20 protein-coding genes and 1 tRNA gene are annotated in these 18,393 nt (G+C 70.7%); 12 read left to right on the top strand and 9 right to left on the bottom strand.

The window, feature by feature from the left end; translation table 11 throughout:
- Window positions 1-1,287, bottom strand: a complete 1,287-nt coding sequence (locus D0Z08_RS10790; protein WP_118925243.1) for a sensor histidine kinase — start codon at window positions 1,285-1,287, stop codon at window positions 1-3.
- A 62-nt stretch (window positions 1,288-1,349) separates the two neighbouring features.
- Between D0Z08_RS10790 and D0Z08_RS10795 the strand changes: the two genes are divergently transcribed.
- Both D0Z08_RS10795 and D0Z08_RS10800 read left to right on the top strand, forming a co-directional pair.
- On the top strand, window positions 1,350-2,795 hold the full coding sequence (locus D0Z08_RS10795) for an alpha,alpha-trehalose-phosphate synthase (UDP-forming) (RefSeq protein ID WP_118925244.1): 1,446 nt from the start codon (window positions 1,350-1,352) through the stop codon (window positions 2,793-2,795).
- A gap of 65 nt (window positions 2,796-2,860) precedes the next feature.
- Window positions 2,861-4,042 carry an alpha/beta fold hydrolase gene (locus D0Z08_RS10800; RefSeq protein ID WP_118925245.1) on the top strand — a complete coding sequence of 394 codons (1,182 nt, stop codon included), beginning with the start codon at window positions 2,861-2,863 and terminating at the stop codon, window positions 4,040-4,042.
- Window positions 4,043-4,290: 248 nt separating this feature from the next.
- On the opposite strand, the gene D0Z08_RS10805 is transcribed toward D0Z08_RS10800, so the two are convergent.
- Entirely contained in the window at window positions 4,291-4,575 is a 285-nt protein-coding gene (locus D0Z08_RS10805; protein ID WP_118925246.1) for a GNAT family N-acetyltransferase, read from the bottom strand.
- 26 nt (window positions 4,576-4,601) lie between these two features.
- On the opposite strand from D0Z08_RS10805, the gene D0Z08_RS10810 reads away from it, so the two are divergent.
- Both D0Z08_RS10810 and D0Z08_RS10815 read left to right on the top strand, forming a co-directional pair.
- Complete coding sequence (locus D0Z08_RS10810; protein WP_118925247.1) at window positions 4,602-5,303, top strand: uracil-DNA glycosylase; 702 nt, start codon at window positions 4,602-4,604, stop codon at window positions 5,301-5,303.
- Between the two features lie 28 nt (window positions 5,304-5,331).
- Entirely contained in the window at window positions 5,332-6,111 is a 780-nt protein-coding gene (locus D0Z08_RS10815) for a dioxygenase family protein (protein ID WP_118925248.1), read from the top strand.
- A 7-nt stretch (window positions 6,112-6,118) separates the two neighbouring features.
- Here the strand turns inward: D0Z08_RS10815 and D0Z08_RS10820 are convergent, their stop codons facing one another.
- Window positions 6,119-6,406, bottom strand: coding sequence for a MerR family transcriptional regulator (locus D0Z08_RS10820; protein ID WP_118925249.1), 288 nt, complete (start codon window positions 6,404-6,406; stop codon window positions 6,119-6,121).
- A 111-nt stretch (window positions 6,407-6,517) separates the two neighbouring features.
- On the opposite strand from D0Z08_RS10820, the gene D0Z08_RS10825 reads away from it, so the two are divergent.
- On the top strand, window positions 6,518-6,961 hold the full coding sequence (locus tag D0Z08_RS10825; protein WP_118925250.1) for an Hsp20/alpha crystallin family protein: 444 nt from the start codon (window positions 6,518-6,520) through the stop codon (window positions 6,959-6,961).
- Window positions 6,962-7,039: 78 nt separating this feature from the next.
- Here D0Z08_RS10825 and D0Z08_RS10830 read toward each other — a convergent pair whose 3' ends face one another.
- On the bottom strand, window positions 7,040-8,602 hold the full coding sequence (locus D0Z08_RS10830; RefSeq protein WP_118925251.1) for a succinic semialdehyde dehydrogenase: 1,563 nt from the start codon (window positions 8,600-8,602) through the stop codon (window positions 7,040-7,042).
- The gene (locus D0Z08_RS10835; RefSeq protein ID WP_118925252.1) at window positions 8,599-10,263 is read right to left on the bottom strand and encodes a GMC family oxidoreductase; all 1,665 of its coding nucleotides are present in this window, start codon (window positions 10,261-10,263) and stop codon (window positions 8,599-8,601) included. The genes D0Z08_RS10830 and D0Z08_RS10835 overlap by 4 nt, the downstream gene beginning before the upstream one ends.
- Window positions 10,264-10,358: 95 nt before the next feature.
- Between D0Z08_RS10835 and pdxY the strand changes: the two genes are divergently transcribed.
- A complete protein-coding gene (pdxY, locus tag D0Z08_RS10840) occupies window positions 10,359-11,207 on the top strand; it encodes a pyridoxal kinase PdxY (protein ID WP_118925253.1) in 849 nt (282 codons plus the stop codon).
- Here pdxY and D0Z08_RS10845 read toward each other — a convergent pair whose 3' ends face one another.
- A complete protein-coding gene (locus tag D0Z08_RS10845) occupies window positions 11,208-11,408 on the bottom strand; it encodes a hypothetical protein (RefSeq protein ID WP_118925254.1) in 201 nt (66 codons plus the stop codon).
- A 199-nt stretch (window positions 11,409-11,607) separates the two neighbouring features.
- On the opposite strand from D0Z08_RS10845, the gene D0Z08_RS10850 reads away from it, so the two are divergent.
- The 6 genes from D0Z08_RS10850 (at window position 11,608) to D0Z08_RS10875 (ending at window position 16,288) form a co-directional block, all read left to right on the top strand.
- Window positions 11,608-11,684: transfer RNA gene (locus tag D0Z08_RS10850), tRNA-Thr, on the top strand.
- Between the two features lie 49 nt (window positions 11,685-11,733).
- A complete protein-coding gene (gene soxR, locus D0Z08_RS10855; RefSeq protein WP_118925345.1) occupies window positions 11,734-12,168 on the top strand; it encodes a redox-sensitive transcriptional activator SoxR in 435 nt (144 codons plus the stop codon).
- A 17-nt stretch (window positions 12,169-12,185) separates the two neighbouring features.
- Window positions 12,186-13,403: a DUF4032 domain-containing protein gene (locus D0Z08_RS10860; RefSeq protein WP_118925255.1), complete on the top strand. Its 1,218-nt coding sequence runs from the start codon at window positions 12,186-12,188 to the stop codon at window positions 13,401-13,403.
- Between the two features lie 11 nt (window positions 13,404-13,414).
- On the top strand, window positions 13,415-14,566 hold the full coding sequence (locus D0Z08_RS10865) for an ATP-dependent DNA ligase (protein ID WP_182481266.1): 1,152 nt from the start codon (window positions 13,415-13,417) through the stop codon (window positions 14,564-14,566).
- 28 nt (window positions 14,567-14,594) lie between these two features.
- Window positions 14,595-15,143, top strand: a complete 549-nt coding sequence (locus tag D0Z08_RS10870; protein ID WP_118925256.1) for a hypothetical protein — start codon at window positions 14,595-14,597, stop codon at window positions 15,141-15,143.
- Between the two features lie 119 nt (window positions 15,144-15,262).
- The gene (locus tag D0Z08_RS10875) at window positions 15,263-16,288 is read left to right on the top strand and encodes a molybdopterin-dependent oxidoreductase (RefSeq protein WP_118925257.1); all 1,026 of its coding nucleotides are present in this window, start codon (window positions 15,263-15,265) and stop codon (window positions 16,286-16,288) included.
- A gap of 59 nt (window positions 16,289-16,347) precedes the next feature.
- On the opposite strand, the gene D0Z08_RS10880 is transcribed toward D0Z08_RS10875, so the two are convergent.
- The 3 genes from D0Z08_RS10880 to D0Z08_RS32070 form a co-directional block, all read right to left on the bottom strand.
- Window positions 16,348-16,884 (bottom strand): mycothiol transferase, encoded by a 537-nt coding sequence (locus D0Z08_RS10880; protein ID WP_245993865.1) that lies wholly within the window; start codon window positions 16,882-16,884, stop codon window positions 16,348-16,350.
- On the bottom strand, window positions 16,884-17,984 hold the full coding sequence (locus tag D0Z08_RS10885) for a DNA polymerase domain-containing protein (RefSeq protein WP_118925258.1): 1,101 nt from the start codon (window positions 17,982-17,984) through the stop codon (window positions 16,884-16,886). Before D0Z08_RS10885 ends, D0Z08_RS10880 begins: the two co-directional genes overlap by 1 nt.
- 65 nt (window positions 17,985-18,049) lie before the next feature.
- A complete protein-coding gene (locus D0Z08_RS32070; RefSeq protein ID WP_182481267.1) occupies window positions 18,050-18,223 on the bottom strand; it encodes a hypothetical protein in 174 nt (57 codons plus the stop codon).
- Window positions 18,224-18,393 lie beyond the last annotated feature (170 nt).

Here is an 18,393-nt window from a genome sequence, read left to right on the forward strand (position 1 = left end):
TCACCCGAGCGGGACCTCCGCCCGGACCCGGGTGGGTCCGCCGTCGGGCGAGGCGACCACCAGGGTGCCGTCGACGCCGGCGAGCCGCTCCCGCAGCCCGTCGAGCCCGCGTCCGGCTGCCACCCGGGCGCCGCCACGCCCGTCGTCGTCGACGGTCACCAGCAGCCGGCCGTCCTCGGCCGCCAACGCCACCCGCGCCCGCGTCGCCTGGCTGTGCTTCGCGATGTTGGTCAGCGACTCGGCGACGACGAAGTACGCCGTCGTCTCTGCCGCCTCCGACAGGGCCGGTACGTCGACCGCCACGTCGACCGGGATCGCCTGGCCCGAGGCCATCTCCCGGACCGCGACCGCGAGGCCGCGGTCGACGAGGAGCGGCGGGGCGATCCCCCGCGACAGCGCGCGGAGCTCCTCGACGGTCTCCCGGGTCTGGGCGAGCGCCGCGTCGATGGTGGTCGCGGCGAGGGCGGGATCGTCGCTGAGCTGCTTGCGGGCCCGGCCGAGGTCCATGCCGAGCCGGATCAGCCGCTGCTGGGGCCCGTCGTGGATGTCGCGCTCGAGCCGGCGCAGCGACTGCGCCTCCGCACGGTGCGCCGAGTCCCGGCTCTCCTCCATCCGCACCATCCGGCCCATCAGCTCGACCCGGCTGCAGAGCAGTACCCGCGAGACCGCGGCGTGCGTGGCGGCGGCGATCCGCATCGCCACCGGCAGGGTGAGCAGCGCGACCACGCCGATCGCGGTCTGGAGCAGTACGTCGGCCGTCCGGGTGCTGCCGAGGCCGATCAGCTCGGCCAGCGACGTGTTGTCAGGACCGCGCGGGATGAACCGCTCCCAGAACCAGTAGCTGAGCCCTCCGAGGGTCGCCGCCCACCACGCGACCGCCACGGCGAACGCGAACGTCGCGGTGGCGAACCCGATCAGGCACCACAGCACGTCGAGCCACGACTGGACGTCGCGCAGCGGGGTGAGCAGCGCCCGCACCCGGCGGTCGTCGGGCCGCGCCCGCAGGTACGCCGGGTGCGGCGCGTCGACGCCGAGCATCGAGCGGAGCCGGACCCGCTCGACGTGCGCGAGCCCGCGGGCGACGTACGCCGTCGCCACCAGCACCAGCAGGCCGAGGCCGGCCACCACGATCGTGCCCACCCCGCTCGCGACGCCCGCGACCACCAGCGCGAACGACGGGATCGCCAGCACGAACGCCGTCAGTGCGTACGCGCTGTCGAGCAGCACCCGGCGAACGATAGTCCGGTCGGTTGTGGGTACCACGGGCATCAGCATCGTCTCGGTCATGTCCTCAACGCTAGGAAGCCCCGCCCCGTGCCACCATCCAGCCAGCCCGACAACCGTCCCTCATGGCTAAGGTGAGTCCCGTGGCCCACGACCTCGTGATCGTCGCCAATCGACTTCCGGTCGACCGGGTCACCCTGCCTTCGGGGCGCAAGGTGTGGCGCCGGTCCCCCGGCGGACTGGTCACCGCGATCGAGCCGGTCATGCGCACCCATGGCGGCGGCGTGTGGATCGGCTGGCCCGGCGGCACCGGGCAGAAGCTGAGGCCATTCGAGGACGAGGGGCTGTCCCTCGTCCCGATGTCGATGACCCAGGACGAGATCGAGGGCCACTACGAGGGCTTCTCGAACGCGACCCTCTGGCCGCTCTACCACGACGTGGTCGCCAAGCCTGAGTTCCACCGCGAGTGGTGGGACGAGTACGTCCAGGTGAACCGCCGGTTCGCCGAGAAGGCCGCCCAGCTCGCCGCCAAGAAGGGGACGGTCTGGGTCCACGACTACCAGCTCCAGCTGGTGCCGCAGATGCTGCGCGACCTCCGGCCGGACCTCCGGATCGGCTTCTACCTGCACATCCCGTTCCCACCGGCCGAGCTCTTCCAGCAGCTCCCCTGGCGTCGGCAGATCCTCGAAGGGCTGCTCGGCGCCGACCTGGTCGGGTTCCAGCTGCCCGAGGCCGCGGCCAACTTCGTCCGGCTGGTCCGGCAGCGGGTCGGCCACAAGACCCATCGCGACCTGATCTACCTGCCCGACGGTCGCACCGTGCGCGCCGCGGCGTTCCCGATCTCGATCGACTCCGCGGGATTCGAGGAGCTCGCCTCCTCCCCCGACGTGGTCGACCGCGCGAAGGCGCTCCGCGAGGCCCTCGGCAACCCGCGGCGGATCTTCCTCGGCATCGACCGGCTCGACTACACCAAGGGCATCTACGCCCGGCTGCGCGCGTTCAGCGAGCTGATCCGCGACGGTCACTTCGACGTCGAGGACGCGGTGTTCGTGCAGGTGGCCGTGCCGTCCCGCGAGCAGGTCGAGCACTACCGGATCCTACGTGACGACATCGAGCGGCTGGTCGGCCGGATCAACGGCGACCTCGGCCGGATCGGCCGGCCCGCGATCAGCTACCTCCACACCTCCTACCCCCGCGAGGAGATGGCCGCGCTCTACCGCGCCGCCGACATCATGGTGGTGACTCCCTACCGCGACGGCATGAACCTCGTCGCCAAGGAGTACGTCGCCTGCCGGGTCGAGGAGGACGGCGCCCTCGTGCTGTCGGAGTTCGCGGGCGCTGCCGAGGAGCTGAAGCAGGCCTGGCTGGTGAACCCCTACGACATCAACGGCATGAAGGCGGCCCTGCTCGAGGCCTACCAGGCCGAGCCGAGGGAGCTCGCGCGTCGGATGCGTGCCATGCGCAAGACGATCAGCCAGCACGACGTGAAGGCCTGGGCGGCCAGCTTCATGACCGAGCTCGAGGACGTCAGCCACCACACCAAGCACCTCCGCCCGGCGACCAGGTCCTGACCGCGCCGCGAGCCGGTCTCCGGACGGCGGTCCCCTCCCTGCTCCACGCGGGGTAACTTTCGGCCATGGATCTGATCCCGAAGCCTGATCAGGTCGTGTCCGCGGCCAGCAACGTGGCGCACAAGATGCTCTACGGCGGCCTCGCCGACCTGCGCCCGATGCCGCGCACCCTGATCGACGACGGGACCCTCCGCGAGGTCTACCACTACCGCCCGTCCGGCACGGTCAAGGAGACCGGCGACCCGGTCCTCCTCGTCACCCCGCTCGCGGCGCCCGCGATCTGCTACGACCTGCGGCGCGGGTGCTCGCTCGTCGAGCACTTCGTGACCGGCGGGCGGCCGACGTACCTGGTGGAGTACGGCGAGGTCTCGTTCCGCAACCGCAACCTCGGCATGGAGCACTGGATCGACGAGGTCGTGCCGACGGCGATCCGCGAGGTCTCGGCCCACGCAGGCGGCCGTCCCGTGCACGTCATCGGCTGGAGCCTGGGCGGGATCTTCTCGCTGCTGGCCGCGGCCGACAGCCCCGACCTGCCGATCGCGTCGCTGACCGCGGTCGGCTCGCCGATCGACGTCTCGCTGGTGCCGCTGGTCGCGCCGCTGCGGCCATTGCTCAACTGGTTCAACGGCAAGGGCCCGATCACCAAGGGCTACCAGCTGCTCGGCGGGGCTCCCAAGCCGCTGGTGAAGTGGGCCTTCCAGCTCTCGTCGTTCCAGAAGATGGTGACCAAGCCACTCGCGCTGGCCAGCCACATCGACGACACCGAGTTCCTCGCCCAGATCGAGGCGGTCGACCGGTTCACCGACAACATGATCGCCTACCCCGGCCGCACGTTCGGGCAGCTCTACCACCGGTTCGCCAAGGGCAACCAGCTCGCCGCCGGCGACTTCGAGCTCGACGACCGCACGATCCGGCTGAGCGACATCAAGGTCCCGGTGCTGGTCTTCGGCGGCGCGACCGACGGCATCGCCCCGGTGGCAGCCGTCAAGGCGGTCGTGCCGCTCCTCTCGGGGTCGCCGGAGGTGCGGTTCGAGATCGTTCCGGGCGGTCACCTCGGCATGCTCACCGGCCGCGCGGCGCGTCGCACGACCTGGGTCGTGATGGACGAGTGGATCAGCGAGTGGTCGCCCGACGACGAGGATCCGGCCGACAAGCTGTCGTCCGCCAAGGCCGCCGTGGCCGCCACGATCGGCACGAACCCGAGCCGGCGCCACACCTCGTCGGCCTCCCGCGCGCTGAAGAAGTAGCGACGACCGCCGAGACCGGCCTGCTAGTCAATAGTGACTAGCGAGACCGACCGCACGCCCGATCCGGGACCGGTCGTCGCACTCATAGAGTCGGGATCACCGACGCGGGTCATCAGGACACACTGGAGGGAGCCCGCCAGGCAGGCGCTCTGCGCCGCCGGTGGTCCAGCGATTTCCCTGGTGGCCCGCGTCGGAGCTACGCACTGGCGGCGCGCCCCTAGGAGGGAGAGGGGCGCGTCGTTCTGCGTTCAGGCGAGCAGGTCCTGGTAGTCCGGGTGCTTGCCGATCCAGCCCTTGATGAACGGGCAGGTCGCGATGACCTTGAGGCCCTCGGCACGGGTCTGGTCGAGCGCGGCGCGGGCGAGCTTGCCGCCGATGCCCTGGCCCTCGAACTCGTCCTTGACCACGGTGTGGACGAAGTCGCGCACGCCGTCACCGGCGACGTACTGCGTGAAGCCGGCCAGCCGGCCATCGTCGGTGTGGATCTCGAACCGGTTGCGGTCGTCGTTCTTCGTCACCTGGGTGTCGCTCATGGTCCGAGCCTAGTGAGAATGACCCCATGAGCGCGCTGGGCGGACTCGTCGACAAGGGCCTGATGGCCCCGGACTGGGCGGAGGCGCTGGCCCCGGTGGACGACCGGGTCGCCGCGCTGGGCGGCTTCCTGCGGGAGGAGATCGCGGCCGGGCGGTCGTACCTGCCGGCCGGCGACCACATCTTCCGCGCGTTCCGTCGGCCGCTGGCCGACGTCCGGGTGCTGATCGTGGGGCAGGACCCCTACCCCACGCCGGGCCACCCGATCGGCCTCTGCTTCGCCGTCGACCGCGGAGTCCAGCCGATCCCGGCCAGCCTGCGGAACATCTACCAGGAGCTGGGGATCGACGTCGGCGTGACGCCGCCGCCTCACGGCGACCTGACCGCCTGGACCGAGCAGGGGGTGATGCTGCTCAACCGGGTGCTCACCGTCCAGCCCGGCCGGCCGGCGTCACACCGGGGCAAGGGCTGGGAGCACGTCACCGCCTGCGCGATCGCAGCGCTGGTGCGGCGGGCCGATGCCGGTGCCCCGATCGCGGCGATCCTGTGGGGCAACGACGCGCAGTCGCTCAAGTCGCACCTCGGCCGGATCCCGTACGTCGAGTCGGCCCACCCGTCGCCGCTCGCGGCGTACCGGGGCTTCTTCGGGTCTCGCCCCTTCAGCCGCGTCAACCAGCTGCTCGTCGAGCGCGGCGGCGAACCGGTGGACTGGTCGCTCCCGACGGAATAAAGTTGAATCATCAACTATTGAGGTGAGCATGACTGCTGTTGACCGGATGCCGGCGCTCTACATCGGCCACGGTGCGCCGCCGCTGCTCGACGACCCTGTGTGGTCCGGCGAGCTGGCGGCCTGGGCGCAGGACCTGCCGCGCCCGAAGGCGATCCTCATGGTGAGCGCGCACTGGGAGTCGGCGCCGGTCTCGTTGAGCGCCAGCGGAGCCGACCTGGTCTACGACTTCGGCGGGTTCGACCCCCGGTACTACCGGATGACCTACCGCACCCCCGACGCCACCGCCCTCGGGGAGCGGATCGCGAAGCTGATGCCGGACACCGAGTCGGTGCACCAGCACGCCTCCCGCGGCCTCGACCACGGAGCCTGGGTGCCGCTGAAGATCATGTACCCGGACGCGGACATCCCGGTGCTGCAGATGTCGCTGCCGACCCACGACCCCGAGCGGCTGCTCAAGCTCGGCGAGCGGCTCCGGCCGCTGCGGGACGAGGGCGTGCTGATCATCGGCTCCGGGTTCCTGACCCACGGCCTGCCGTTCCTCACCGAGTTCCGGATCGACGCCAAGGTCCCGCAGTGGTCCGCGGACTTCGACCAGTGGGCTGCCGAGGCGCTGGCGCGCGGCGATGTCGACGAGCTGTCGTCGTACCTCTCGAAGGCGCCGGGCATGCCCTACGCCCACCCCACGGTGGAGCACTACAGCCCGCTGTTCGTGACCCTCGGCGCGGCGACCGACCCGGGCACGCCCGGCACCCAGGTCATCGACGGCTACTGGATGGGCCTCTCGAAGCGCTCGCTCGAGGTCGCCTGAGGCGCAGTCAGTGCCGCCTGCGCAGCGCGGCGTTCTCCCGGCGGAGCCGTACGACCTCGCCCTCGAGCTCGAGGACCCGGCGGATCCCGGCGAGGTTGAGCCCGTCGGCGAGCAGGTCGCGGATCCGGTGCAGCCGCTCGATGTCGGCGCGGCTGTAGAGCCGCGAGCCGCCGGGGGTGCGGGCGGGCTCGACCAGGCCCCGCCGCTCGTAGACGCGCAGGTTCTGGATCTCCATCGAGACCAGGTCGGCCGCGACCGAGATCGCGTAGACGCCTTGCGCCCGCTCGCTGCTCATCACCTTCACCTCCCTCGGGGGCTTGATTCTACTGGAATAGATAATCTATAACAGTTATTACAGATCTTAGGAGCGTCGGACGGACCGTCCGACCCAGACGAAGGAGGAACCATGTTGCTGCGAACCACCGACCCGTTCCGCGACTTCGACCGCCTGGCCGGACAGCTGCTCAGCATGGGTTCGGGGACCACCAACCGCCCGGCCGTGATGCCGATGGACGCCTGGCGCGAGGGCGACCGGTTCGTGATCGAGTTCGACCTGCCGGGCATCAACCGCGACAGCATCGACATCGACGTCGAGCGCAACGTGCTCACGGTGAAGGCCGAGCGCGTCGCCGGCAACGGTGACTGGCAGCGGCTCGCTTCCGAGCGGATCCACGGTCAGTTCAGCCGCCAGCTCGTGCTGGGCGACAACCTCGACCTCGACCGGATCGAGGCGGGCTATGAAGGCGGAGTCCTGCGGCTCGTCGTACCCGTCGCCGAGAAGGCCAAGCCGCGCAAGGTCGAGATCGCCGGCACGGCACCCAGGGTCGAGACCCAGGCCATCGAGGCCTGAGCGACCCCTCGCATCCGCTCCGGGGGGTGCGATTCCCCCGGCCCCGGAGCGGATGCTCCACGTGCTGCTCGGGGGGCGTCAGCGCACGCGGAGTCGTCGCATCAGCTTCAGCGAATGAAGCATCTGCTGGACGTAGGCATCGTAGTCCTGACCGGGTCTCGCGCCCAGCACCTGCTTCTTCAGGACCGCGACGTTCTTGACGTCGGTGTACTTCAGCAGCCCCTGGTCACCGTGCCGGGCGCCGACTCCGGAGTTCTTGACGCCTCCCGACGGCGTGGCCTTCGATGCGTACGCCGTCGCCAGCGCGTCGTTGATGTTCACGTTGCCGGATTCGATCCGCTCGGCAACCGCCTCCGCACGGGCGATGTCGCCGCTCCAGACCGACGCGTTGAGGCCGTAGTCGGTGTCGTTGGCGAGCTTGATCGCCTCGTCGACGGTCCGGTAGCGGTAGAGCCCGACGACCGGCCCGAACGTCTCCGTCCGGCCGGCCAGCATGTCCTTGGTGACGCCCTCCAGCACGGTGGGCTCGAAGAACGCCGGGCCGAGGTCCGGCCGTGCGCGCCCCCCGGTCAGCACGGTCGCGCCCTTGGCGACGGCGTCCTCGACGTGGGAGGCGACGCGGTCGCGGTGGTCGGGCGACACCAGGCTCCCGATCTCCGGTCCGAAGTCGTACGACGCACCGATGCTCAGCGTGGAAGCCCGCTCGACGAGGGCGTCGCGCAGCTCGTCGTACCGGCGCTCGGGGAGATAGATGCGCTCGATGTGCATGCAGATCTGGCCGGTGTTGCCGAAGACACCGAAGGTGGCGCTCTCGACCCACTCGTCCGCGTTGACGTCGTCGAGCACGATCATCGGGTTCTTGCCGCCGAGCTCCAGGCAGCAGCCGATCAGGTTGCGGCCGGCGCGCTCGCCGATCACCCGGCCGGTCGCGGTGGACCCGGTGAACATGACGTAGTCGGCGTTGTCGATGAGGGTCGGGCCGACGTCCGGACCCTCACCGCACACGACCTGGAACAGCCCCTCGGGCAGGCCCGCCTCCTCGAGCAGGCTGATGCCGTAGAGCGGGCTGAGCGCGGTCTTGTTGTCGGGCTTCACGACGACCGCGTTGCCGGCGATCAGGGCCGGGATCGCGTCCGAGAGACCGGTGGCGAACGGGAAGTTCCAGGGCGCGATGATCCCGACGACGCCCTTCGGGACGTGCACCTCGGTCGACGAGGAGAGGAACGGCACCGGCCCGCCGTGCTTCTTCGGCGTGAGCAGCTTGGGCGCCCGCTTGAGGTAGTGGCTGATGATCATCGGCGGGTCGCAGGTCTCCTCGACCGCCATCCGCCGGTTCTTGCCGCTCTCGGCCTGGATCAGGTCGGTCGTGGTGAGCGCGTTGTCGAGGAGGAGCGTGTGGGCCCGCTCGAAGATCTCGAGCCGCTTCTTCAGCGGCCACTGCGCCCAGAGCCGCTGGGCGGCACGGGCCTCGTGGAAGGCACGCTCGATGTCCTCCTCCGTCGACTGCGGGAGCTCGACGAGCACCTCGCCGGTGTAGACCTCGGTCAGCTTCCAGGTCGCGCCCGACGAGCCGGGGACCCGGGCGACCAGGCCGTCGAGGAACTCGTCGGTGAGGGTGGCGGGGCGGGTCGTCGTACTCACGACTGGGCACCCAGCATGATCTCGGCGGCCCGCTCCCCGATCATGTAGCACGGCGCGTTGGTGTTGCCGCCGGTGATCGACGGCATGATCGATGCGTCGACCACCCGCAGCCCTTCGATGCCGCGGACCTTGAGATCGGGGGAGACGACCGCTCGGCTGTCTGAGTCCGGGCCCATCCGGCAGGTGCCGACGCCGTGGTATACCGACGTCGAGCGGATCTTGAGCGCCTCTCGGAGGTCAGCGCCCTTCAGCGCCGGACCGGGGTGGATCTCCTCCTTGACGGTCCCGCCGAACGCGGCGCCGGCCATGATCTCGCGGATCATCTCGGTGCCCTCGGCGAGCACCTCGATGTCGTCCTTCTCCTTGAAGAAGCCGTAGTCGATGAGCGGCGCGGCCATGGCGTCCGACGACGCGAGCCGGATGGTGCCGCGGCTGCGTGGGTAGATCAGCGTGGAGAAGACGCTGAGGCTCGGCCGCGGGTCGACCTGGTGGCGGATGGGGGCGTCCTGGTTGGGGGTCGGGTACGACCACGGCAGCATGTGCAGCTGCAGGTCCGGGACATCGGTTGCGAACGACGTGCGCACGAACCCGACCGACTCGAAGACCGAGTTGGCGAGGAACGAGCCGCCCCGCGTCTTCTCCTTGAGCAGCGCCTTGCCGAAGTAGAGCGGCGTGCCGCGGTGCTGGACCGTCGGCACGTGGAACGTCAGCGGGTGGAACAGGTGGTCGTGCAGGTTGTCGCCGACCGGGAGGTCCGCGATGCAGTCGATGCCGACCGTGGCGAGGTGGTCGGGGTGGCCGATGCCGGACAGCATCAGCAGCTGGGGGCTGCCGACGAAGCCGGCGGAGACGATGACCTCACGCCCGGCGCGGACGAGCCGTCGTACGCCGCCGCCCTTGGGCACGGCGCCGGTCCTGTCGAGCTCGACCACCTCGACGCCGGTCGCGCGACCGTTCTCGATCACGACCCGGGTCGCCTGGACCCGGGTCTGCACCTCGAGGGTCGGCGGGGCGAGGTGGTGGACGTAGCCGCGGGCCGAGGAGTAGCGGAGACCGTCGGCAGCGTTCTGCTGCATCCGGGCGATGCCCTCCTGCTCGGCGGCGTTGTAGTCGTCGAGCACCTTGACGCCGAGGGTGTCCGCGGTGGCCTGGATGAACTGGAGGCTGGCCTCTTGCGGGAACTTGTTGCGGGTGATCTTGATCGGCCCGCCGGCGCCGCGGTAGTCGTTCTCGCCGTCCTCGAAGTCCTCGTAGCGCTTGAACGCGGCGTTGACCTCGTCCGCGCTCCAGCCGGTGTTGCCCTCGGCCGCCCAGGAGTCGTAGTTGGCGCGGTTGCCGCGCACGTAGACCATGCCGTTGACCGAGCTCGAGCCACCGAGCACCTTCCCGCGCGGGGTCGGCATCTTCCGGCCGTCGAGCCCCTCCTGCGGCACCGAGTAGTAGCCCCAGTCGTTCAGCTTCTTCAGCTTGGGCTCGGCGTGCATCGGGCCGATCATGCCGGGGACCTTGGTGAGCATCTGCTCGTCGGTCTTGCCGGCCTCCAGCAGGATCACGCTCGCGCCCGACTGGGCGAGCCGCGCGGCGACGATCGAGCCGGAGCTGCCCGATCCGACGACGACGTAGTCGGCTTCGTTGCTGCGCTGCGCTGCGCGCTTGGCCATGGGGTTCCTCTCGACGAACAGCGGTCGAGTAACTGTAACTTGTTCTAGTTCTCTTACGAAAGGGTTTCGTATTGCGGCGCTGAGAGGATCGTCGGGTGCGCATCCTGTCGATCCAGTCCTCGGTCGCCTACGGACACGTCGGGAACTCCGCCGCGGTGTTCCCGCTCCAGCGGCTGGGCCACGAGGTGTGGCCGGTGATCACGGTGCACTTCTCCAACCACACCGGGTACGGCGCCTGGCGCGGGCCGATGCTGGCGCCCGCCGACGTCGCCGAGGTGATCGCCGGCATAGCCGACCGCGGCGTGCTCGGTACGGCGGACGCGGTCCTGTCCGGCTACCAGGGCGATCCGGCGATGGGTGCGGTGATCCTCGACGCCGTCGCGCAGGTGAAGGCGCTCAACCCGGCGGCGGTCTACTCCTGCGACCCGGTGATCGGCGACGTGGGACGCGGGGTGTTCGTGCGACCGGGGATCCCCGAGTTCATCCGCGACCAGGTCGTGCCGCGGGCGGACATCGTCACGCCCAACCACTTCGAGCTCGACTTCCTCACCGGCAGCACCACCACGACGCCGGAGGAGGTGCTCGCGGCGGCCGACGCCCTCCGGGCGCGCGGGCCGCGGGACGTGCTGGTCACGTCGGTCCGCTACCCGGGAGAGGACGACACGCTCGATGTCCTCGCCGTCTCGGACAAGGGGGCATGGGTGGTCACCACTCCCCTGCTGCCGATCAGCCCCAACGGGGGCGGCGACCTCACGGCCGCGCTCTACCTCGCACACCTGCGGGACACCGGCTCCCCGGCGACCGCCCTCGAGCGCACGACCGGCGCGGTGTTCGCCGTACTCGAGGCGACGCTGGCCGCCGGCACTCGCGAGCTCCAGCTGATCGCGGCGCAGGACGCCATCGCGGACACCGCAACCCGGTTCGAGGCGCGGCGCCTGCGCTGATCAGCGGATGGCGGTCGGCCGCTTCACGGTCGCCTGCTGCTCCTCGGCGTACCACTCCGCGAACGTCAGCCGTTGCTCCAGGTCGACGCCGGACCGGGCAGCCAGCTCGGTGACGTGGTGGACGTCGCCGACCCGGCCCTCGATGACCTCGCGGTAGGTCAGGAACAGACGTCGGCTGTAGGACTTTGCTTTCTCGGCCATGGCGGGCCCTTTCCCCAGACACAGCGGCTTTGTCTCGCAACGGGGACCGCTGTCAGCACGGACGACCCCGAGCTCATCCGGACCCGTCCATGGTGCCGCATCCGGAGCTGCGGTCCTGCCCACCGGACCTGCCACGAGACGCCGTTCGGCGGGCGGGGCCGGCGCTGACTACGATTGTCAGGCGTCTCAGGTGACGCGCGCCGCGTTAGCTCAGTTGGTCAGAGCGGGGTTCTTGTAAAACCTAGGCCGTCGGTTCGATTCCGACACGCGGCTCCAGAACTCAACCTTACTTGAACTCTGGCTCATGGCGCGCAACCATCTCGGCATGACCCTGCTGACCATCGGACAGCTCGCCGAGCGCGCCGGCGTGGCGACCAGCGCGATCCGCTTCTACGAGGACAAGGGCCTGGTGCGCTCGACGCGGACGACGGGCAACCAGCGGCGCTACGAGCAGTCGACGCTGCGTCGGGTGGCGTTCGTGCGGGCCGCCCAGCGGGTCGGGCTGAGCCTCGAGGAGGTGGCGGAGGCGCTCGGCACGCTGCCCGACCACCGCGCGCCCACGAAGTCCGACTGGCACCGGATCAGCCGGGAGTGGAAGCCCCGGCTCGAGGAGCAGATCCGCCGGATCCGCCTGCTGGAGCAGCGGCTGGACAGCTGCATCGGGTGCGGCTGCCTCAGCCTCAAGAGCTGCTCGCTGATGAACCCGGGGGACGTGGCCGGCGAGCAGGGCGGCAAGGGCGCAGTGCTCCTGGAGCCCTGAGCGCGTACGGTGCCGGTATGGCGCTGCACGTCGTCGCCAGCCGGGCCGGGCCGGCCGAGAAGACGGCCCTGCTGATGCTGCCTTGGGCGACTCCTCTGGCCGACTGGCCCGAGGAGTACGTCGTGCCCCTGCCGCGGGGCCTGTCGCGGCACGTCGTGCGGATCGTGCGCGCCGGCCAGCAGACGCTGGCCGTGAAGGAGACCGAGCCGGACATCGCAATGCGGGAGTACCGCCTGCTGCGCGACCTGCGGCGGATGGACCTCCCGGCCGTCGTGCCGAAGGGCGTGGTGACTGGGCGCACCGATCCTGCGGGCGAGATCCTCCCCGCCGTGCTCGTGACCGAGCACCTCCGCTTCTCCCTGCCCTACCGCAGCCTGTTCCGGCACGGGCTGGACGCCGAGAACCTGCCGTCGCTCGTCGACGCGCTCGTCGTACTCCTCGTGCGGCTGCACCTCGCCGACTTCTACTGGGGCGACGTGTCGCTGTCGAACGTGCTGTTCCGCCGGGCCGCCGGCGGCTTCGCGGCCTACCTGGTCGACGCCGAGACCGGCGAGCTCCAGTCGACCCTCTCCGCCCGGATGCGAGAGCACGACATCACCGTCGCCCGGGAGAACGTCTTCGCCGAGCTGCTCGACCTCCAGGCCGGCGAGGAGCTCGATCCCGACGTGCGGGCGCACGAGATCGTCGACCTGCTGGCCGAGCGCTACGAGGCCCTGTGGACCGAGCTGACCAGGGCCGAGGAGTTCGGGACCAACGAGATGTGGCGGATCGAGCAGCGGATCGAGCACCTCAACGAGCTCGGGTTCGACGTCGACGAGCTCGACATCGTGACCGACCTCGGTGGCGACACGGTCCGGATCCAGCCGAAGGTCGTCGAGGCCGGGCACTACTGCCGCGAGCTGCAGGCGCTGACCGGCCTCGGGGTCGAGGACGCCCAGGCGCGGCGGCTGCTCAACGACCTCGCGGCCTACACCGCGCACTACGACCTGGGCCGGGAGGACCCGGCCATCGTTGCCAACCAGTGGCTGACCACGATCTACGAGCCGCTGGTCGCGATGATGCCGGCCGACCAGCGCGGCAAGCTGGAGCCGGCGGAGTTCTTCCACGAGGTGCTGGTGCACCGGTGGTTCCTCTCGGAGCAGGCCGGCCACGAGGTCGACATCTTCGACTCGGCGGCCGACTACATCGCGCACGTGCTCCCGGAGCGGCCCGATGAGTTGGTGGCGGCGGACTAGTCTCACCCACCGTGGACCTGCCCGTGATGCCGCCCGTCCAGCCGATGCTCGCCAAGGCAGTGAAGGGTGTGCCCGATCCGGCGAAGTTCGACCCCGACGGGACGTACGACGGGCTCGGCCTCAGCTTCGAGCCCAAGTGGGACGGCTTCCGCTGTCTGCTGTTCAAGGACGGAGACGAGGTCGAGCTGACCAGCCGCAACACCAAGCCGCTGACCCGCTACTTCCCCGAGCTGGTGACCGCCGCCCAGCAGCAGCTGCCGGAACGGTGCGTGCTCGACGGCGAGATCTTCGTCGCCCTCAGCAAGGACGGCGGGAAGCGGCGGCTCGAGTTCGAGGTGCTGCAGGAGCGGATCCACCCGGCGAAGAGCCGGATCGACCTGCTCGCCGAGACGACCCCGGCGAGCTTCGTCGCGTTCGACCTGCTCGCGCTCGGTGACACCTCGTACGTCGACCGCCCGTTCGCCGAGCGCCGCGCCGTCCTCGAGGAGGCGCTCGCCGACCTGGACGACCCGGACGACACCGCGGAGGGGCGTTGCCACCTGACCCGCACCAGCACGGACCCGGCCGTGGCCGAGCGGTGGTTCCACCAGTTCGAGGGTGCCGGCCTGGACGGCGTCATCGCGAAGCCGATGGGTGCGCCGTACCAGCCGAATGCCCGCACCATGCTCAAGATCAAGCACGAGCGCACGGCCGACGTCGTGGTCGCCGGCATGCGGGAGCACAAGACCAGCACGCCCGAGCGGCCGCTCCTGGGCAGCCTGCTGCTCGGCCTGTACGACGGCGGGGAGCTGCAGCACGTCGGCGTCAGCGCCAGCTTCACCGAGGCGCGGCGTGCCGAGCTGTGGCAGGAGATGCAGGCGCTGGTCGTCCCGATCGAGGAGCACCCGTGGGGGCGGTGGCAGGAGTTCCTGGTGGCCAACCCCGGTCGCCAGCCCGGCACCCAGAGCCGGTGGAGCCAGGGCAAGGACCTGTCGTTCACCCCGCTGCGGCCGGAGCGCGTGCTCGAGGTCAAGTACGACGCCATGGAGGGCCGGCGCTTCCGGCACACCGCCCACTTCAAGCGCTGGCGGGACGATCGCGACCCCGAGTCGTGCGGCTACGACCAGCTCGAGCAGCCGGTCTCCTACGACCTCTCCGACGTGCTCGGCGGGGCCGCTGGTTGAGAGGCTCCAACGGGTGTAGACCTTGTACATGGAGACCGCACCCGAGAGGTACGACGTCGTCCTCCTCGTCGAGCAGCCCCTGACCGCCGCAGACGCGGCCCAGGTGCGTTCGCTGCACGAGGACTTCGACGCCGCTGTCGTCTATCACGTGCTGCTGCCGCTGGTCGACGCGGCGGCCGCAGTCGAGGCCTCGCTCGGCGCGATCGGCGGCGCCGACCTGCTGGCACCGCCGATGACGCCCAGCCCCGACGAGCTCGCGGCCCTCCGCGACGAGCAGCGCGAGCAGGCCAACCACGACCTGGTCGCCACGACCGACGCGCTGCGCGCCGCAGGCGCCGAGATCGGCAGCGCGGCGGTCGTCACCGAGCCTCCGGTCGACGCCCTCGCTGCCAAGGTCTCCGCGGTCGACGGGCGCGAGGCGATCGTGCTGACCCGGCCCCACGTCGTCGCCGAGTTCTTCCACGTCGACTGGACCTCGAAGGCGCGCCGCAAGCTCGGCGTCCCCGTGCTGCACCTGCTCGAGCACGAGAACTTCGACGAGCAGGCCGGAGGCGGCGAAGGGGTCACCGGGCTCTGAGCCGACCGGAGTCGGCGTCACCGTTCGAGCAGCAAGGGGAGAGCCGCCGCTCGACACGACGTCATGGACGGGCGAGGACTCCTCCACCACTGGCGCGCAGACCGCTGCACACTGGAGTGGTGGGCATCTCGCCCCGGCCGAGCCGGCGGACCAACCTGGCGCTCCTCGCACTGCTCGCGGGGGCGTTCGTGACCGGCTGGGTGGCCTTCGCGATCGAGGGATCGCCTGAGTCCCGGGTGATCAGCGTCGTCCACGGCGTCGCCGGCCTCGGCATACTCGTGCTTGCCCCGTGGAAGAGCGTGATCGTGCGACGGGGACTGCGCCGTCGACGCCGACATGCGCTCGCGGTCGCATTCGCCGTGACCGTCGCCGCCAGCCTGCTGGCCGGCATCGCCCATGCGACGTTCGGTCGGTTCGACGTGGCAGGGGTCAGCGCGCTGGACGTGCACGTCGGGTCCGCTGTCGCGGCCGTCCCGCTCGCGATCTTCCATGTGATCCGTCGACCGCAGCGACCGCGGTCGACCGACCTCTCCCGGCGTACGGCGTTGAGAGCGGTGGCTCTCAGCGGCACCGCGGCTCTGACCTACGCCGTCCTGGAGGCGGTCACGTCCGTCGCCAACCTCCCGGGTGAGCGCCGCCGCGGCACCGGGTCCTACGAGGTCGGGTCTGGCGTACCGTCCGCGATGCCGGTGACCCAGTGGTTCACGGACGACGTCCCCCTCATCGACCTGGACGCGTACGAGCTGCTGGTCAGCCGACCTGACGAGGTGGCGCAGCGGTTCCGCTACGCCGACCTGCTCGCGATGACAGCCGTGACCGAGACCGCCGTCCTGGACTGCACCGGCGGTTGGTGGGCCGAGCAGACGTGGCGCGGCATCCGGCTGGACCACCTGATCGGCCCCCTCGGCGGCGGGTCGATCGTCGTGCGCTCGGTGACCGGCTACGCGAGGCGCTTCCCGCCCGAGGACGCAGCGGCCCTGCTGATCGCCACCCACGTCGGTGGTGCACCGCTCTCGCGCGGGCACGGCGCGCCCGTCCGGTTGGTCGCCCCTGGCCGCCGTGGCTTCTGGTGGGTGAAATGGGTCGGGCAGGTGAGCGTCGAGTCGGATCCCTCGTGGTGGCAGTCACCGTTCCCTCTGCGGTGAGCGACGACTCCCGGCCCTGAGGCCGCCCGACCTGGCGCGGTCCTCGGTCAACCTCGAAATCAGTCCGCCAGCTCGACGACGATGTCGAGGTGGCCGGCGTGCCGGGCGTACTCGGCCAGCACGTGGAAGCAGATCCACTCGAGCGTCGGCGGGTCCGCGGAGAATCGGCCGCCCGGCGAGGCCAGCGCGTCGAGCGGGTACGACGCCAGCACCTCGCGCGTGCGCTCGCCGATCGCCTCGAGCCGGTCCGCCAGCTGCTCGGCGGTCACGTCGTCGGGGACCTGCCACCGACCCTCGACGCCGTCGCGCCACGGTTCGTCGACGTCCCAGTCGCCCCACGGCTCGGCGACCGGCTCGCCCAGGAAGCCCCACACGAACCACCGCTGCTCCATGTGGAGCACGTGGCTGAGCAGCTCGATCGGCGTCCAGCCCGACGGGACCCGCGCGGTGCGCTGCTGCTCCGGCGCCAGCCCCAGCACGCCCCGGATCAGCTCGGCCCGCATCCAGTCGAGGTAGTCCGACCAGCGCGCGGCGCCGTACCCGCCGGTCTTCGGGGGCTCCTCGCCGTTGCGCGCCATCCGGTTGTCCTCGGTCATCAGCGCTCCGGGCCGATGTAGTTGCCCTCGTCGTCCCAGTGCTCGGCGACCTTCTTGCTCGGCTGGACCCGCGGGGGCTCGCCGGGCATCTTCGGGTAGTCGGGCGGGAAGTTCAGCTCGCCTCCCGGCAGCTCCTCCCACAGCTGGAGCAGAGGCTCGAGCGAGAAGGCCCGGTCGTCGATGCTCGCCCACGGGTCACCGTCGGCGACGCGGTCGGGCACGGTGAAGAGGTTGAACTCCTTCGGGTCCTTCACGTCGGCGAGCTCGTCCCAGGTCATCGGGGTCGAGACCGGAGCGCCGGGGATCGGCCGCAGCGAGTAGGCCGAGGCGATGGTCCGGTCGCGGTTGTTCTGGTTGTAGTCGACGAAGATCCGCTCGCCCCGCTCCTCCTTCCACCACGCGGTGGTCACGCCGCCGTCGCGACGCTCGAGCTCGCGACCGAAGCCGATCGCCGCGTGCCGGACCTCCTCGAACGTCCAGCGGGGCTCGATGCGGACGTAGATGTGGATGCCGCGGTTGCCGGAGGTCTTGGGGTAGCCGGTGATGCCCAGCTCCTCGAGCACCTCGCGGGCGACGCCCGCGACCCGCACCGCGTCGGCGAAGGTCGTGCCCGGCTGGGGGTCGAGGTCGATCCTCAGCTCGTCGGGCCTGTCGAGACTGCCGACGTCGTCCGTTCGTCTGACAGGCCAGGGGTGGAACGTGAGCGCGCCCATCTGCGCGCACCACACGGGCACCGCGATCTCCGTCGGGCAGATCTCGTCGGCGGTCCGCCCGGACGGGAACGTGATCTGCACCGACTCGAGATAGTCGGGCGCCCCCTTCGGCACCCGCTTCTGGTAGAACGCCTCGGCGTCCTTGTCCCACGGGCCGGTGGCGAGCTTGAAGCCTTCGCGTACGCCGTTGGGCCACCGCTCCAGCGCGGTCGGCCGGTCGCGGAGCGCCCGCATCAGGCCATCAGCCACGCTGACGACGTACTCCGCCACCATCAGCTTGGTGACCTCGGGCGTGCGCTCGGTGGCCTCATAGATCACCCGGTCGGCGCTCGAGACCCGCACAGCACGGTCGCCTGCCTGCACCTCGACGGCAGCGGTCTTCGCCATGCCCGTGACCCTAACGGCCGGCACCTACCCCGGTGTGTCGGTGCCGGCCGTCAGGTGGAGGGAGGTCAGCGGCGGTAGTCGGCGATCACGCGGAAGTGGGCGCGCTTGGTCAGGGTGGCGCCGGTCGGGATGTCGCGCTCGTTCGCACGGGTCACGACCTGCACGAAGATGTTGTACCGCCCCGGCTGGACGTTGAACGTCAGGCCGCCGTGCGGGTTGGGCCGGATCCGGTCGACCACCGGGATGCCGCCGCGCGAGACGTAGATCTGCTCGATCTGACCGGCACTCCCCCGGCGCGGCCGGCAGCAGGAGCGAGCCGGCGGTTGCAGTCGCGAGCGCGGCTGCGGCCAGCGCCCGGCGTACCGAGGGGGTCGAGATCATGGCGCCACGCTAGGACGGATTCCCAGCC

Origin of the sequence: Nocardioides immobilis (genome assembly GCF_003515065.1) — a bacterium.
Taxonomy (GTDB): domain Bacteria; phylum Actinomycetota; class Actinomycetes; order Propionibacteriales; family Nocardioidaceae; genus Nocardioides; species Nocardioides immobilis.

Coding starts and splice junctions, on each gene's coding strand:
- D0Z08_RS10880 (WP_245993865.1), bottom strand. CDS start 16,884: ATGACCGAGGACAACCGGATGGCGCGCAACGGCGAGGAGCCCCCGAAG.
- D0Z08_RS10795 (WP_118925244.1), top strand. CDS start 1,350: ATGGCTAAGGTGAGTCCCGTGGCCCACGACCTCGTGATCGTCGCCAAT.
- D0Z08_RS10800 (WP_118925245.1), top strand. CDS start 2,861: ATGGATCTGATCCCGAAGCCTGATCAGGTCGTGTCCGCGGCCAGCAAC.
- D0Z08_RS10790 (WP_118925243.1), bottom strand. CDS start 1,287: ATGACCGAGACGATGCTGATGCCCGTGGTACCCACAACCGACCGGACT.
- D0Z08_RS10860 (WP_118925255.1), top strand. CDS start 12,186: ATGGCGCTGCACGTCGTCGCCAGCCGGGCCGGGCCGGCCGAGAAGACG.
- D0Z08_RS10820 (WP_118925249.1), bottom strand. CDS start 6,406: ATGAGCAGCGAGCGGGCGCAAGGCGTCTACGCGATCTCGGTCGCGGCC.
- D0Z08_RS10810 (WP_118925247.1), top strand. CDS start 4,602: ATGAGCGCGCTGGGCGGACTCGTCGACAAGGGCCTGATGGCCCCGGAC.
- soxR (WP_118925345.1), top strand. CDS start 11,734: ATGACCCTGCTGACCATCGGACAGCTCGCCGAGCGCGCCGGCGTGGCG.
- D0Z08_RS10805 (WP_118925246.1), bottom strand. CDS start 4,575: ATGAGCGACACCCAGGTGACGAAGAACGACGACCGCAACCGGTTCGAG.
- D0Z08_RS10885 (WP_118925258.1), bottom strand. CDS start 17,984: ATGGCGAAGACCGCTGCCGTCGAGGTGCAGGCAGGCGACCGTGCTGTG.
- D0Z08_RS10815 (WP_118925248.1), top strand. CDS start 5,332: ATGACTGCTGTTGACCGGATGCCGGCGCTCTACATCGGCCACGGTGCG.
- D0Z08_RS10825 (WP_118925250.1), top strand. CDS start 6,518: ATGTTGCTGCGAACCACCGACCCGTTCCGCGACTTCGACCGCCTGGCC.
- D0Z08_RS10835 (WP_118925252.1), bottom strand. CDS start 10,263: ATGGCCAAGCGCGCAGCGCAGCGCAGCAACGAAGCCGACTACGTCGTC.
- D0Z08_RS10845 (WP_118925254.1), bottom strand. CDS start 11,408: ATGGCCGAGAAAGCAAAGTCCTACAGCCGACGTCTGTTCCTGACCTAC.
- D0Z08_RS10870 (WP_118925256.1), top strand. CDS start 14,595: ATGGAGACCGCACCCGAGAGGTACGACGTCGTCCTCCTCGTCGAGCAG.